Source organism: Achromobacter ruhlandii (assembly GCF_902859695.1).
GTDB lineage: Bacteria > Pseudomonadota > Gammaproteobacteria > Burkholderiales > Burkholderiaceae_B > Achromobacter > Achromobacter ruhlandii.
In genome coordinates, this window is record NZ_CADIJL010000042.1 from 37,247 (window position 1) to 50,904 (window position 13,658).

12 protein-coding genes are annotated in these 13,658 nt (G+C 69.2%); 6 read left to right on the plus strand and 6 right to left on the minus strand.

Annotated features, from left to right (window positions below):
• Positions 1-73 precede the first annotated feature (73 nt).
• The 6 genes from HV742_RS28885 (at position 74) to HV742_RS28910 (ending at position 6,503) form a co-directional block, all read left to right on the plus strand.
• Positions 74-421, plus strand: a complete 348-nt coding sequence (locus tag HV742_RS28885; RefSeq protein ID WP_054417062.1) for a VOC family protein — start codon at positions 74-76, stop codon at positions 419-421.
• Between the two features lie 40 nt (positions 422-461).
• The gene (locus tag HV742_RS28890; RefSeq protein WP_054504216.1) at positions 462-1,391 is read left to right on the plus strand and encodes a CysB family HTH-type transcriptional regulator; all 930 of its coding nucleotides are present in this window, start codon (positions 462-464) and stop codon (positions 1,389-1,391) included.
• Positions 1,392-1,569: 178 nt separating this feature from the next.
• On the plus strand, positions 1,570-3,777 hold the full coding sequence (locus HV742_RS28895; protein WP_175147022.1) for a rhodanese-like domain-containing protein: 2,208 nt from the start codon (positions 1,570-1,572) through the stop codon (positions 3,775-3,777).
• 256 nt (positions 3,778-4,033) lie between these two features.
• Entirely contained in the window at positions 4,034-4,909 is an 876-nt protein-coding gene (locus HV742_RS28900) for a sulfurtransferase (RefSeq protein WP_223308532.1), read from the plus strand.
• The gene (locus tag HV742_RS28905; RefSeq protein ID WP_437340608.1) at positions 4,910-6,223 is read left to right on the plus strand and encodes a YeeE/YedE family protein; all 1,314 of its coding nucleotides are present in this window, start codon (positions 4,910-4,912) and stop codon (positions 6,221-6,223) included.
• A 55-nt stretch (positions 6,224-6,278) separates the two neighbouring features.
• Positions 6,279-6,503, plus strand: a complete 225-nt coding sequence (locus HV742_RS28910) for a hypothetical protein (RefSeq protein ID WP_175147023.1) — start codon at positions 6,279-6,281, stop codon at positions 6,501-6,503.
• Positions 6,504-6,539: 36 nt separating this feature from the next.
• Here HV742_RS28910 and HV742_RS28915 read toward each other — a convergent pair whose 3' ends face one another.
• The 6 genes from HV742_RS28915 to HV742_RS28940 form a co-directional block, all read right to left on the minus strand.
• A complete protein-coding gene (locus tag HV742_RS28915; protein ID WP_175147024.1) occupies positions 6,540-7,193 on the minus strand; it encodes a PepSY-associated TM helix domain-containing protein in 654 nt (217 codons plus the stop codon).
• Entirely contained in the window at positions 7,190-8,308 is a 1,119-nt protein-coding gene (locus tag HV742_RS28920; protein ID WP_175147025.1) for a YncE family protein, read from the minus strand. Before HV742_RS28920 ends, HV742_RS28915 begins: the two co-directional genes overlap by 4 nt.
• Before the next feature lie 2 nt (positions 8,309-8,310).
• A complete protein-coding gene (locus HV742_RS28925) occupies positions 8,311-10,716 on the minus strand; it encodes a TonB-dependent siderophore receptor (RefSeq protein WP_175147026.1) in 2,406 nt (801 codons plus the stop codon).
• 127 nt (positions 10,717-10,843) lie between these two features.
• Positions 10,844-11,833: a FecR domain-containing protein gene (locus HV742_RS28930; protein ID WP_175147027.1), complete on the minus strand. Its 990-nt coding sequence runs from the start codon at positions 11,831-11,833 to the stop codon at positions 10,844-10,846.
• Positions 11,803-12,318, minus strand: a complete 516-nt coding sequence (locus HV742_RS28935; RefSeq protein ID WP_175147028.1) for a sigma-70 family RNA polymerase sigma factor — start codon at positions 12,316-12,318, stop codon at positions 11,803-11,805. Before HV742_RS28935 ends, HV742_RS28930 begins: the two co-directional genes overlap by 31 nt.
• A 247-nt stretch (positions 12,319-12,565) precedes the next feature.
• Positions 12,566-13,658 (minus strand): phospholipase A2 family protein (locus tag HV742_RS28940; protein ID WP_217482430.1); only part of this gene is annotated, 1,093 nt, incomplete at its 5' end.

Genomic DNA, 13,658 nt, shown 5'->3' on the forward strand with positions numbered 1-13,658 from the left:
CAATTACAACCTCTTTGTCCGGTTGTACCCCCGGGGTCTAGAATTTGCCTTGTTCCACGGTTGGCGGCAGGGCATGTCTTCTATTTCTTCGATCGGATCGGTACAGCTTTCCTTCGCGGCGCGGCAACTGGATGCCGTGCGCGAGTTCTACCGCGGCACCCTCGGGCTGGATGAGATGCCGGTCCCGGACGGGCGCCTGCTGTTCGCCCTGGGCGACGCGACCCTGTCGCTGTCGCCGGTGGCCGAGGTCAACCGCGAGGTGCGGGCCGACTATCTGGCGATCCGCACCCACGCCTACGACGACATTCTGCTGCGCCTGCGCGACGCCGGCTTTCATCCGGTCTGTTCGCTGCCCGACGCCTCGCCGCGCGTCATGTACGTCAAAGATCCCAGCGGCAATCAACTGGCATTTCTCGGCTAGGCCTCGTGCTCGGCTCCCTCACACAGGCCTCGGCGATTCCATGAACTTCCAGCAACTGCGTTCCGTGCGCGAGACCGTGCGCCGCGATTTCAACCTGACCGACGTATCCGAAAGCCTGCACACTTCGCAGCCTGGCGTCAGCCGCCAGATCCGCGAACTGGAGGAAGAGGTCGGCGTCGACATCTTCGTGCGCTCCGGCAAGCGGCTGATCGGCCTGACGCCGCCGGGCGAGCAGATCCTGCCGCTGGTCGAGCAGATCCTGCAATGCGCCGACAACATCCGCCACGCCGGCGCCGAATACGCCGACAGCCGCAAGGGCGTGCTGTCGATCGCGGCCACGCATTCGCAGGCGCGCTACGCCTTGCCGCCGGTGGTCAAGGAATTCCGCCAGCGCTATCCCGAGGTGGTGCTGCACCTGCACCAGGGATCGCCCAAGCAGGTCTCGGAGATGCTGCTGGAGGGCGAGGCCGACATCGGCGTGGCGACCGAGGCGGTGGCCGACTATCCCGGCCTGCTGAACCTGCCGTGCTACCGCTGGAGCCACAGCGTCATCGTGCCCAAGGGGCATCCGCTCGCCGCGGTGGACGGCGGCATCAGCCTGTCGCAGCTGTCGCGCTATCCCATCATCACCTACGGGCGCGGCTACACCGGCCGGGCCCATATCGACGAGGCCTTCGCCCGCGCCGGCATCACGCCGGACATCGTCATGACGGCGATGGACGCCGACGTCATCAAGACCTATGTCGAGCTCGAACTGGGCGTGGGCATCGTGGCCGCCGTGGCCTGGGACGCCGAGCGCGACACGCGGCTGTGCGCCATCGACGCCCGCCACCTGTTCGAGATCAACCTGACGCGCCTGGCGATCCGCCGCGGGGCGTGGCTGCGCGGCTATGCCTTCCACTTCATCGAGATGTTCGTGCCGACGTTGACGCGCGCGGTGGTGGACCAGGCGCTCAAGGGCGAAGCCTGAGACCGGGCGAGGGCGCGCGGCTGCGTGGCCTGCGCGCGTGGCGCGGTGCCGCTCCGTGCCGTCCGGCCGGCGGGCGCGCATCGCCGGCCGCATAACCATAGACGCATTTCTACGTTGTCCGCGCCCGGTCGTGGACGTAGGCTGATCCGGTTCTTCAACCCCAGGAATTCCGGATCCCATGAGCACCCATCCCGACGCGGCCGCCGCCGCTTTCCGCCACGATACCGAACGCGCCCGCGCCGTGCGCGACTTCATCGCGCAGGTCAAGGCGCTGGCGCCGGACCCCGCGCGCGCCACGCCCGAACAACTGGCCCCGGTGGCCCGCCTGCTCGAAGCGCTCGGACGCCGCGCGGAATTGTTTCCGGCCGAGGCCTTCGCCGTGGTGCCCGGACGGCCCACCTCGATCTACCGCCTGGCCGAAGACGCCGACGGCGGCTACGCGTTGTACCTGTCGCTGGGCGAGCCCGGCAAGGCGCAGCCGCCGCACGACCACACCACCTGGGCCATCATCGCCGGCGTCTCCGGCAACGAGCGCAACGAGGTCTATGCGCGCAGCGCCGGCAATGAGCCCGGGCGCGACGTGCTGACCCACGTGCGACGGGTGGACGTGGCGGCGGGCAATTCCATCGTGCTGGGACCGGCCGACGTGCACACCATCGAACTGGTGGGCGACGCGCCCGGCGCGCACCTGCATTTCTACGGCCTGGCGCTTGACCGCCTGCACGGCCGCGTGGTGTTCGAGAGCACCGCCGGCGGCGCCTACCGCACCTTTTCGCCGCCGGCCGCGATTTACCATGCGCGCCTGTCGCCCGCCGGGTTGCAGGAAGCGCTGCGCGGCGAGGCGGAGATCGCCGTGCTCGACGTGCGCGAAGCCGGCCGCTACGCCCGCCGCCACCTGCTGTACGCAGTGCCGGCGCCGCTGTGGCGCCTGGAAGTGCTGGCCGACCGCCTGGTGCCGCGCCGCGACACGCGCATCGTGCTGGTGGACGACGACGAGACCCTGGCGCATCAGGCCGCCGCCAAGCTGACGCGCCTGGGCTGGACCGACATCTCGGTGCTGGCCGGCGGCACCGACGGCTGGGAGCGGGAAGGGCGCGAACTGTTTTCGGGCACCAACGTGCCCAGCAAGGCCTTTGGCGAAGTCATCGAACACGAAAAGCACACGCCGTGGATCGACGTCGACGAACTGCACGAGCGGGTCGCGCGCGGCGACGACATCGTGGTGGTCGACAGTCGCACGCCGGAGGAATTCCACAACTTCACGCTGCCGTTCTCGCACAGCCTGCCGGGCGCCGAGCTGGTGTACCGCATCCGCGAGCTGGCGCCGGATCCCAAGACCTTCGTGGTGGTGAACTGCGCCGGCCGCACGCGCAGCATTGTCGGCGCGCAGACGCTGATCGACGCCGGCATCCCGAACCGCGTCGCGTCGCTGCGCAACGGCACCATGGAATGGCTGCTGTCCGGCCGCGAGCTGGCCTATGGCCGTCAGGCGGCGCTGCCCGAACCGTCGGCCGACAGCGCCGCCGCCGCGCGCGAGCAGGCGCGCGGCGTGGCGCAGCGTGCCGGCATCGGCCATATCGACGCGGCCACGTTGCGCGCCTTCGAGGCCGAGCAGGGCACGCGCACGCTGTACAAGTTCGACGTGCGCACCCGCGAGGAATACGAAACCGGTCACCTGCCGGGCTGGCGCTGGGCGCCCGGCGGCCAACTGGTGCAGGCCACCGACGAGTACCTGGCCACCCGGCGCGCGCGCGTGGTGCTGGCCGACTGGGACGGCGTGCGCGCCCAGACCACCGGCGCCTGGCTGGCGCAACTGGGCGCGGTCGAGGTCTACCTGTACCAGCCGCCGGCGCTGGCGGCGCTCGAACGCGGCGCCGAGCCGCGCCGCGTGCTGCGGCACCGGCCCGACGTGCCGGCGTTGCGGCCGCAGGCTTTGCAGGCGGCTATCGACGCCGGTTCGGCGGAGGTCTACGACATTGAATCGCGGTTGGCCTACGAGCGCGGCCACGTGCCCGGCGCGCGCTACGCCGCGCCGGATCGCCTGCAGGAGTTCCTGCCGGCCGACACGCAGCGGACGATCGTGTTGACGTCGCCCGACGGCGTGCTGGCCGCCGTGGCGGCGGCCGAGCTGGCCTGGCGCACCGGCCGCCCGGTGCGCTACCTGCTGGGCGGCACCCGCGCCTGGCAGGCGCAGGGCCTGCCGCTGGCGCAGGGCGCCGACGGCGTGCTGACGGGCGACGACGACCAGAGTATCAGTCCGTACCTGTTCGACGATCTCTCGGCGCGCGACCAGGGCTTTCGTGACTACCTCGATTGGGAACTGGGGTTGGTGGCGCAACTGGAGCGCGACGGCAGCGCGGATATCCGGCTGATCGCGGCGGCATAAGCGCGGCGGCGCGCGAGCGATGGGCGGCCGGCACGGTGCCGCCGGACGCCCATCGCCTGCCTGCGCGGCCGCGCCATTTGCGCCTGGCGCCGCGATCTGCGCGTCGCGGTAATCAGGTTATGACCACTTAATTGTTCCTGACTGTAAGCTGAACAAATATGCTCCGGTTTCCCAGGCCCGATCGTGCCTGCTTCCGGAGAACGTGATGTCCCTTTCCAAATTGCTGGCGGGCGCCTTCGCCGCGCTGGCCGCGCTGATGGCCTTTCCCGCCACGGCGCAACATGCCAAGTACCTGGTCACCACCGAGTGGCTGGAGAAGAACCTGAACGACCCCAAGGTGCGCGTCATCGAGGTGAGCGTCAACCCCGGCCTGTTCGAGCGCGGCCACATTCCGGGCGCCAGCAACGTCAACTGGCACACCGACCTGGTCGACACCGTCAACCGCGACATCGCGCCGCCCGCGCAGTTCCAGGCCCTGTTGCAACGCACCGGGGTCAACAGCGACAGCACCACGGTGCTGTATGGCGACAACAACAACTGGTTCGCCGCGTGGGGCGCCTGGATTTTCGACATCTATGGCATCGAGAACGTCAAGATCCTGGACGGCGGCCGCAAGAAATGGGAAGCCGAGGGCCGGCCGCTGTCCAACAGCGTGAAGATCCCCGCCGCGGGCAACGCCCGCCCGAAGGACGCCAACACCGCGTTGCGCGCCCACCTGCAGGACGTACTGGCCGTGGCGCGCAAGGACAAGGCGGGCGTGCTGGTCGACATCCGCTCGGCCGATGAATACAACGGCAAGATCTTCGCGCCCAACGGCGTGCCGGAACTGGCCGTGCGCGCCGGTCACGTGCCGGGCGCGGTCAACGTCACCTGGAGCAAGCTGGTGGCGGAAGACGGCACCTTCAAGTCGGCCGACGAACTGCGCGCCATCTACCAGGCGGCGGGCGTGGACGGCAGCAAGCCCATCATCACCTATTGCCGCATCGGCGAACGCTCCAGCCATTCGTGGTTCGCGCTGCGCAAGCTGCTGGGCTACGACGTGCGCAACTACGACGGTTCGTGGACCGAGTATGGCAACAGCGTCGGTTCGCCGATCAGCAATCCGTCCGGCACCGTGTGGGGCAAGACCTGAGTGAGCGCCCAGGCAACTCCCGCGTCGCCGGCTCCGCCGCCGACGGCGTTGACGGCGTTGACGGCGGGCGCGGTCCCGCCGGACGTCCCGGCGATCGCCAATGCGGCGGCCGTGGCGCTGCTGGCCGCCATCGGCGCGGCCGCCTGGTGGCTGGCGTCGCAGCCCGAGGGTGGCCGCGGTTTGTCCCTGTCGCTGCTGCTCGGCGCCGCCTTCGGCGTCGTGCTGCAGCGTTCGCGATTCTGCTTCTACTGCATCGCGCGTGACGCGATCGAACGGCGCGACCCGGCCGGCGCCTATGCCGTGCTGGTGGCGCTGGCGGTGGGCACGCTCGGCTACCACGCGGTGTTCGGCGCGTTCCTGCCCATCCCCGGGGCCGAGCGCCTGCCGCCCGGCGCGCACATCGGGCCGGTCAGCCTGGCCCTGGTGGCCGGAGCGTTCGTGTTCGGGGTCGGCATGCGCATTTCGGGCTCCTGCATCAGCGCGCACTTCTACCGCCTCGGCGAAGGCGCGCTGGCGTCGCCGTTCGCCTTGCTGGGCGCCGGGCTCGGCTTCGTGCTGGGCTTCGCGTCGTGGAACACCTTGTACCTGGCCATGATCCAGCAGGCGCCGGTGGTGTGGCTGCCGCACCACCTCGGCTACGGTGGCACCGTGCTGCTGCAAGTCGCGTTGCTGGCGTTGCTGGCGCTGGGCCTGAGCCGGCTCTGCCGGCGCGTGCCGGCCGCGCGCCAGGCCGATGGCGCGCCTGACGGCGCCGCCATCCGGCCAGCGAATGCCTCCCAGCACGCGGCGAACGACCCGGCCACGCCGCCGTCCTCGCCATGGCAAGCCGTGCTGCGGGACCGCTGGCCGCCCGCCGTCGGCGGCCTGCTGGTGGCCTTCATCGGCGTCATCGCCTACCTGCGCATCGCGCCGCTGGGCGTGACCGCCGAACTGGGCAGCGTGGCCCGCACCGCCGCGTCCGCGGCCGGCGCGCTGCCTCCACGCCTGGAGGGGCTGGACACCTTCGCCGGCTGCGCCACCGTGGTCAAGCAGGCGCTGCTGTCCAACAACGGCGCCTTCGTGCTGGCGTTGGTGGCAGGCGCCTGGGCCGCCGCGCTGGCCGCCGGCGCGTTCCGGCCGCGTTTGCCGACGGCGCGTGAGATCCTGCGCAACTTCACCGGCGGGGTGCTGATGGGGTGGGGCGGCATGACCGCGCTGGGCTGCACCGTCGGCACCTTGTTGTCCGGCGTGATGGCGGGCGCCGCCTCGGGCTGGATCTTCGGACTGGCTTGCGTGGCGGGGATCTGGGTGGCGCTGAAGCTGCGCCCGACTTGAACCGGGAGGCCAGCGCAGGGCCTGGCAGCCGGGCCTGGGATTCATTCCGCAGGAGTTGATCTGCGATCCGGCTGGCACCTATCTCGCGATGATCTATTGGGACCAGCCGATGGATGTCACGAACCGTCCGGGCGGCTTGGCCATGCTGGATATCGCGACGGATACCTGGACCGCGATTTCCCTGCCGTCGTGGCGGGATGCGGAAATCATTCCGGTGAACACAAGTGCGAGCGGCGTGGATAACGGCGCAAAGGGGGGATTGATCATTTCGAGGAGCTAGCGCGGACGCGCATGGTCGCCGCCGCCTGATCCCGCCTCAGGCCCACGATTGCGCCACGGCCGCCAGGCACGCGATCACCGAAGCGAACGCAATGGCCAGCCCGATCAGCTTGCGCTTTTCCAGCTCGGTCCAGAGCAGCACGCCGGTCAGGCACAGCGCGATCAGCGCGCCGCCGATGGTGTCCGACAGCAGCACCCAGGCCACGCCGGTGCCGTTGGCGCGATGGAAATTCTGGACCACTCCCCACCAGCTGGCGCTGCTGCGGCGGGCGCTGGCGGCGCCGCTTTGCGGCCAGAATTCCACCTGCACCTGATAGCCCGGCGCGCGGAACAGCGCCTGCCAGCGCTCGGGCTGGCGCGCGGAGACATCGCCCCAGCGCACATCCTGCGCCGCTTCCTTGCGGATGCGTTCGACGGGCTTGTCCAGCTTCAAGGCCTGCTGCAACCAGCGGCCCACCGCGGCGTCGGTTCGGGGCAGATCGGCGGGCGCCTGCAATTGCAGGGTCTCGACCACGGGCCCGGGCATGTCGATCTTGAGCACGGCCCGATGGTTCTGCAGGATGCCGCTGGCGCCGAACAGCAGGCCCAGCAGAGCGCCCCACAGGCCGAGCCAGCCGTGGGCCTTGCGCAGCGCCTTCAGGTATTGGCCGCGGCGCGCGGGCGGACGCGGGCGGGCGGCGGCGGCGGTCATGGTTGGGCGTCGCGCAGGCGCAGCGCGGTGATGGTGAAGCTGTCGGCGACGAAATGGCGTTGGGCCTCGCCGCCGTGCGCCGGATACACCTCGGTGTCGTCCATGCTGAACAGGTAGGCGATGCCGTGGGCGGCGTCATAGGCCATGTTGTGGGCCCAGGGACGGGTGCCGACCGAGGCGAGGCGCCGCAGTTGCCCGGCGGGGCGGGCGTCGTGGATCCACAGTCGAGCGTCGGCGCCGCTCGGGGCCAGCAGCCAGCCGCGCGCGGCGTCATAGGCCAGGGCGTTGATGTCGCGACCGGACTTGGCGCTGGCCAGGAGCGCGCCGCTGTCCGCGTCCAGGCTCAGTACGCGCGGTTCGGCGCCGCGGCAGGCGACGAACAGACGCTTGCCGGCCGGGTCCGCCGCCAGGGCGCTGGGGCGCGGGCACTGGGCCGGCTGCCATGAACGTATCAGCGTCATGCGGCGCAGGTCGATGACGGCGATGCGACCTTCGTCGCGCAGCGGCAGCGCCACCAGGCCCGCGCCCAGCAGGACCGGCGCATCGAGCTTGGCGGCCGGCAGGTCGAGGCTGGCGCGTATACAGTCGCAGGCCGGATCGAGCCGATAGATGCGCGAGATGTTTTCGCGGCGGCCGCTGGTCACCAGCACCTGGCCGCTGTCGGGGTCATGCAGGAGATTGTTGAGGTTGCCGATCTCGACCGGCACGTGCCGCAGCACGCGGCTGTCGGAGGCCCGCAGCACGAGCACGCTGCCGTCCATGCCGGCCACGTAGAGCCGGTCGGCGGCGGGCACGGCGACGACGGCATTGGCGCCCTCGGTGCCGGGGATCGGGGCGCGCGCCTGGCGGCGGGCGGTGTCGTAGACGGTCAGGCCGTTCTCCCGTCGTGCCAGGAGCAGTTCAGCGCCGTCTTGCGCCAGCGTGGCGAAGCCCCAGCTGTGACCGCTGCCGGGCAGCGTGGTGGCGCTGCGCTCGGCGATGATGGGATCGCCCGGCGCGGCGCGGGCGGCGCCGGCCGCGGTCATGGCGATCAGGGCGGCGGCCAGGAGGGCCGGCAGCGTCGCGGTGCGCCGGCGCGCCAGCGACGCCGCCCGCACGCAAGCGGATTGCTTCATGTTCAGAACTCCACCCGGGTCGAGAGCACAAACTGGCGCGCGTCGCCCATGGAAATGAAATATTGGTTGGCGCTCGACGTGTAGTAGGTGCGGTCGAACAGGTTGTTGACGTTGAGCTGGAACTGCACATTGCGGCCGGCAATACGGGTGTCGTAGGTGGCGAAGGCGTTGACCACGGTGTAGGCCGGCAGCTCGAAGGAATTGGCCGAATCGCCGGGACGGGTGCCGACGTAGCGCGCCGCGGTGCCCAGGCGCAGGCGGCCCGCGCCCACCTGGCCGGCGTTATAGACCAGCGCCACCGAGCCGGTGTGGCGCGCCACGTTCCACAGCCGGTTGCCCTGGTACTGCGGATCGTCGGTGGTGCGGGCGTCGAGATAGGCATAGCTGGCCATGAAGTCCCAGCGCGCCGACAGCGAGCCGCTCACGTCCAGCTCGACGCCGCGCGAGCGCGCCGCGCCGCTGGTGCGCCAGTCGGTCAGCTTGGTGACATCGTTGTATTGCGACACCAGCACGTTGCGCTTGCGGATGTCGAACAGCGCCAGCGTGCCGGTGGTCTGGCCCGGCATGTCCCATTTCAGGCCCAGCTCCCACGACTTGGCCTGTTCCGGCGCCACGCCCGAATCAATCACCGTGCCGCTGGTCAGCGGGGCGATGGTCGAGGTGGGCTTGAGCGATTCGGTGTAGCTGCCATACAGCGACACCTCGGGCGTCCATTTGTAGACCAGGCCGGCGCGCGGCAGCCACTTGCCGCCCTCGATGTCGGTGTTGGTCTTGAACGGCCGGCCGCGCCCGGCCAATTGCTCATAGTGCTGGTAGCGCAGCCCGCCCACCAGGATCCAGCGCTCGCCCAGGTGCAGCGAGTCCTGCAGGAAGAACGAGGTGGCGCGCAGTTTGTCGGTCTGGTCGCTGTCGCTGGCGACCACGGTGCTGCCGGGATCCTGCTGATCGTAGACCGGGTTGACGTAGCTGAAGGGCTTGGACAGGTTCTGCCGGATCAGGTCGGAACGGAAGATCTTGCGGCGCTCGTAGTCGGCGCCGACCTGCAGGTCGTTGCGCAGCCCGCCGATATCGATGCGGCCATCGACGTAGCCGATCACGTAGTGATCGGTGGAGAGCGCGCCGCGGGTGCCGTCGTTGCTGCGCTTGATGGTGCCGGCCACCGGATCGATCGCGGTGGTGCGCACCTGGTTGGCATCGTAGCGTTCCTGGTTCCAGCTGTAGCCCAGGTGCGCCTTCCAGTGGTCGGTGACGCGCTGGTCGACGGTGACCTGGGCCAGCTCGGTGCTGCCCCACATGTTGTTGTACGGCTCGTCCAGGCGGCGGCGCGAGGGAATGTCCAGCGGTTTGCCGGTGGTGGGGTCGAGCGCGGTGCCACGGTCGAACGGGTAGCGGTAGTCGCGATGCTCGTACGACGCCACGATCTGCGTGTCCTCGCCGTACCAGGCGAGCGATGGCGCCACCAGCGTGTCGCGGCGGCGGCCGAAGTCGCGCCAGTAGTCCTCGTTCATGGTGTCGACCACCAGGCGGTAGGCCAGGCGCGAGTCGCCGATCGGTCCGGTGCTGTCGAGCGTGGCGCCGGCGCCATCGCGGCCGTGCGCGTAGGTGGAACCGGTCAGCGTGATGGCGTGATACGGCGTCAGCTGCGGCCGCTTGCTGACGATGTTGATGACGCCGCCCGGGTCCATGATGCCGTACAGCAGCGAGGCGGGTCCCTTCAGCACTTCGACCGTGTCGGCGGCGGCGTTCAGGCCGCGGCCCTGTACCAGCGGCATGCCGTTGTGCATGATCGAACCGTCGCGGTTGGCGCCGAAGCCGCGTTTCATCAGCGTGTCCTGCGTGCCCGCCAGGGTGTTGCCCTGGGTGATGCCGCTGACGTTGGCCAGCGCATCGTCCAGGTTGCGCGGGCGCTGGTCGCGCAGCACCTGCGCGGGCACCACGTTGATGGCTTGCGGCTGGTCCAGCACCGCCAGCGGCGAGCGCGTCACCGAGGCCACCGGTTCCGGCTGGTAGGCGCCTTCGGCGGTGGTCGCGCCCAGCACGGTCACCGGTTCCAGCTGGGCGGCATTGTCGCCACTGGCCGCCGGCCGCACCGTGTAGACGTTGTCCGGGCGCCGTTCGGCGCGCAGGCCGGTGCCGTCCAGCAGCCGGCCGAAGCCCTGGTCCACGCTGTAGGCGCCGGACAGTCCGGCGCTCTGCTTGCCGGCGACCAGGCGCCCATCCAGCGATAGCGTCACGCCGGCCTGGGTGGCGAACTGGCTCAAGGCCTGCGACAAGGGGCCGGGCGAAACCTGAAAGCCGGCTGGCGCCTGCGCCTGGACCGGGGTGGCGGCCAGCATGGCGAGCGGGGCGGCCAGCGCGGCGGCGAGGGCGCGGGCCAGGAGCGGGGAGCGGAAGGGAGGGACGTGCATGGGATTCCTTGGCGGCGGACGCGCGAAACGCGTCGTACATCCGGCATGCCAAGCGAAAAGAAAAAAGGGGAACTGGAAATCCGCCGCTGTTACAAAAAAAGGCCTGTCGCGCCGGGGCGATGTCCGGTCAGGCGGCTTCCAGCCTGACCCAACCGGGCAGCACGCGGCGGGCGCGCACCGGCAGGGTGGTCTCCAGCGCGCGCAGGATGCGGTCGGTGTCGGCCAGCGGGAACACGCCCACCAACGGCAGCTGCGCGACCTCCGGCGTACAGGTGACGAAGCCGCGCCGGTAACGCGCCAGTTCGGCCGCAAAACGGGCCAGCGGCAGGCCGTCGGCTACCAGCTCGCCCCTGGTCCAGGCGTCGCGGGCGCGGTCGAGCGGTTCGGCCGCGTCGATGACGCGGCCGCTGAAGCCGGTGCGCGTGCCGGCCTGCGCGATGTGGACGGGGGCATCGTCGGGCCGGATCTCGACCGCGCCGGCGTAGACATCGAGCCAGGCGCGGCCGCCGTCGCGCAGTACGGCAAAGCGGGTGCCCAGCGCCCGCAGTTGCGCATAACCCACATCCAACAGGAACGGCCGGGCCGGCGCGCGCGGATCGGGATGGGTGTCGATCAGGGTTTCGCCGTCAACCAGCACCACGCGGCGCGCCTGCGCGTCAAAGCGCAGATTGACCGCGCTGGCTGTGTTCAGCCACAGCCGCGAGCCGTCCTCCAGCGTGGCCTGGCGGGTCTGGCCGACATCGGTGCGCAGGTCAGCCAACTGACGGCGGGTGGCGGGCTGATTCCAGGCGGCGGCGCCCAGGCCGCCGACGCCGGCCAGCAGCATCAGCGTGCGCAGCGCGCGGCGGCGGCCGCGTCCGGCGCCGGTGAGGGCCTGCAGCGCCGGCTCGCCGGCCACGGATTCGAAGCGCGCGCTGATCGCCGCCACGGCGTCCCAGGCGCGGCGGTGTTCCGGCCGGGCATCGAGCCAGGCCTGCCATTGGCGGGTGTCGTCGGCGCTGGCGCGCTCGTCGCCCAGGCGCGCGAACCAGTCGGCCGCGGCTTCGAGCACGCGGCGGTCGGGCAGGGCGGATAGCGCGGCCGGCCTCACCAGACGCCGTCCGCGATCAGCAGGCATTGCAGCATCACCTGCGCCATGTATTTCTTCACCATGCGCTCGGACACGTCCAGGCGCTGGCCGATCTCGGCATAGGTGTAGCCGCCCAGTTGCGCCAGCAGGAAAGCCTCGCGGGCGCGGGCCGGCAGGCGCTGCAGCATGGCGTCGATCTCGACCAGCGCTTCCAGCACCAGCGCGCGCCGCTCGGGCGAGGGCGCGCAGACCTCGGGGCGCTGGGCCAGGGCTTGCAGATAGGCGTGTTCGAGATCGCGGCGGCGCCACAGGTTGACCATCAGGCCGTGGGCGATGCGGGCGAGGAAGGCGCGCGGTTCGCGCAGGCCGGGCGTGTCGCGGGCGGCGATCAGGCGCACGAAGGTGTCCTGGGCCAGATCGGCGGCGTCGTGGTCGTCGCGCAGGCGACGCCGCAGCCACGCGGTCAGCCAGGCGTGGTGCGAGCGATAGAGCGTGTCGACGGCGTGGGGAGCCGGGAGGTCGCCGGGCGGCACGGATGCTCCAAACCGAAAAATAATGGGAATGGTTCCTATTATAACTATTTGGGACTGGAATTGCAGCGCGGCCGTCCAACGTGGAGGGCGCGAATCGGGTCACCAGCCAGCGTCGTAGATGCCATCCACAAGTGTGGCGTAGTCAGGATCCATGATCGAATTGTCCACGAGCATCGCCGTATTGCATGCTTCGGCCGCCAAGTCCTGTCCGTGCGCGTCAAGACTTTTGATCGCATGAGGATGTGCGTCAGAGAAGACTATCGCAAAAATAGCTCATATATTTATCTAAGTCCGGCCTGTCACAATCGAACGAGTCCCATTTTGGGTTGATCCACTCGTCCGCAGGATTCCCTTCGACCACGATAGACGGCGATGGCAATCCCATCAGGTCGCCTGGACCTTCGGGTTCCACTACCTCGGCGAAATAGCGGGGAGTGGAGGCGTCCCCCGATGGTTCCATCGTCTCTGTCGGAAAATCAGGGCCATCCACCAGACCGAAATCCCCCGGAAATATTGGCCATTCGTCTCCGAACCACGTCGCGATACTACCAGCCGAAGCGGGGGGCATTTTTTCCGTAAACTCGGGCGGCGGCAGAGCGCCAGCAGACCAGGGGGGAATCGTAACTGGCGCGGATGCTCCAACTTGCACGAACACTGAACCATCGTCGAGGGTTGTAGTTATCGTTTCGCTTCCGGCAATAACCGCGCCGTCATGCAGAGAAGTGATGCTGTGGATCGCTGGATAGGCATCCTTGTAGTAAGTTATGGATGCGCCCTGCCGGTTGCTTCTGGCGATGGTCAAAGTGAACAGCACGTACGACATGGATTCGACATGCCCCTCACGATCAAGGCCCATCACGTTCCCGTGATAACTTGAACCGCTCATGGTCGTCCCGAACTGGTCTGTGTAGATAAGGCTGTCGATACCGCCGAATCCCATTTCGACGGATGCCATCAGGTCGCCAAAGGCACGCTTCACCAATTGGTAGCCGAGGGCGGGAAGATCGAAATTCCAGATTTTCTCGGCAAAGGCGAAGGCCATCAGTTTGCTATAGGTCTGCTCAACTTCCGGCAGGCTTTGCTGATCCAGTTGAGAGAGCCTCGCCATCAGGGCTATGTCGGCCTTGAGCTTTTGCATGGCTTCGTCCGGCTGACCTTTGGCATCAAAATAGGCCAGATCGTGATCCTTGCACATCGCATCCAGCGGACTCTCCTCCGTGGTTCCATCAACTCCCGGGCGTTTGAACACCGCTCCTCGAACAAGCTCGTCCCGACTCAGTTCTCCACCGCGCTGCCCCGCGGACCAATCGGGCCCGCACCAATTGCCGTATATGGGAACA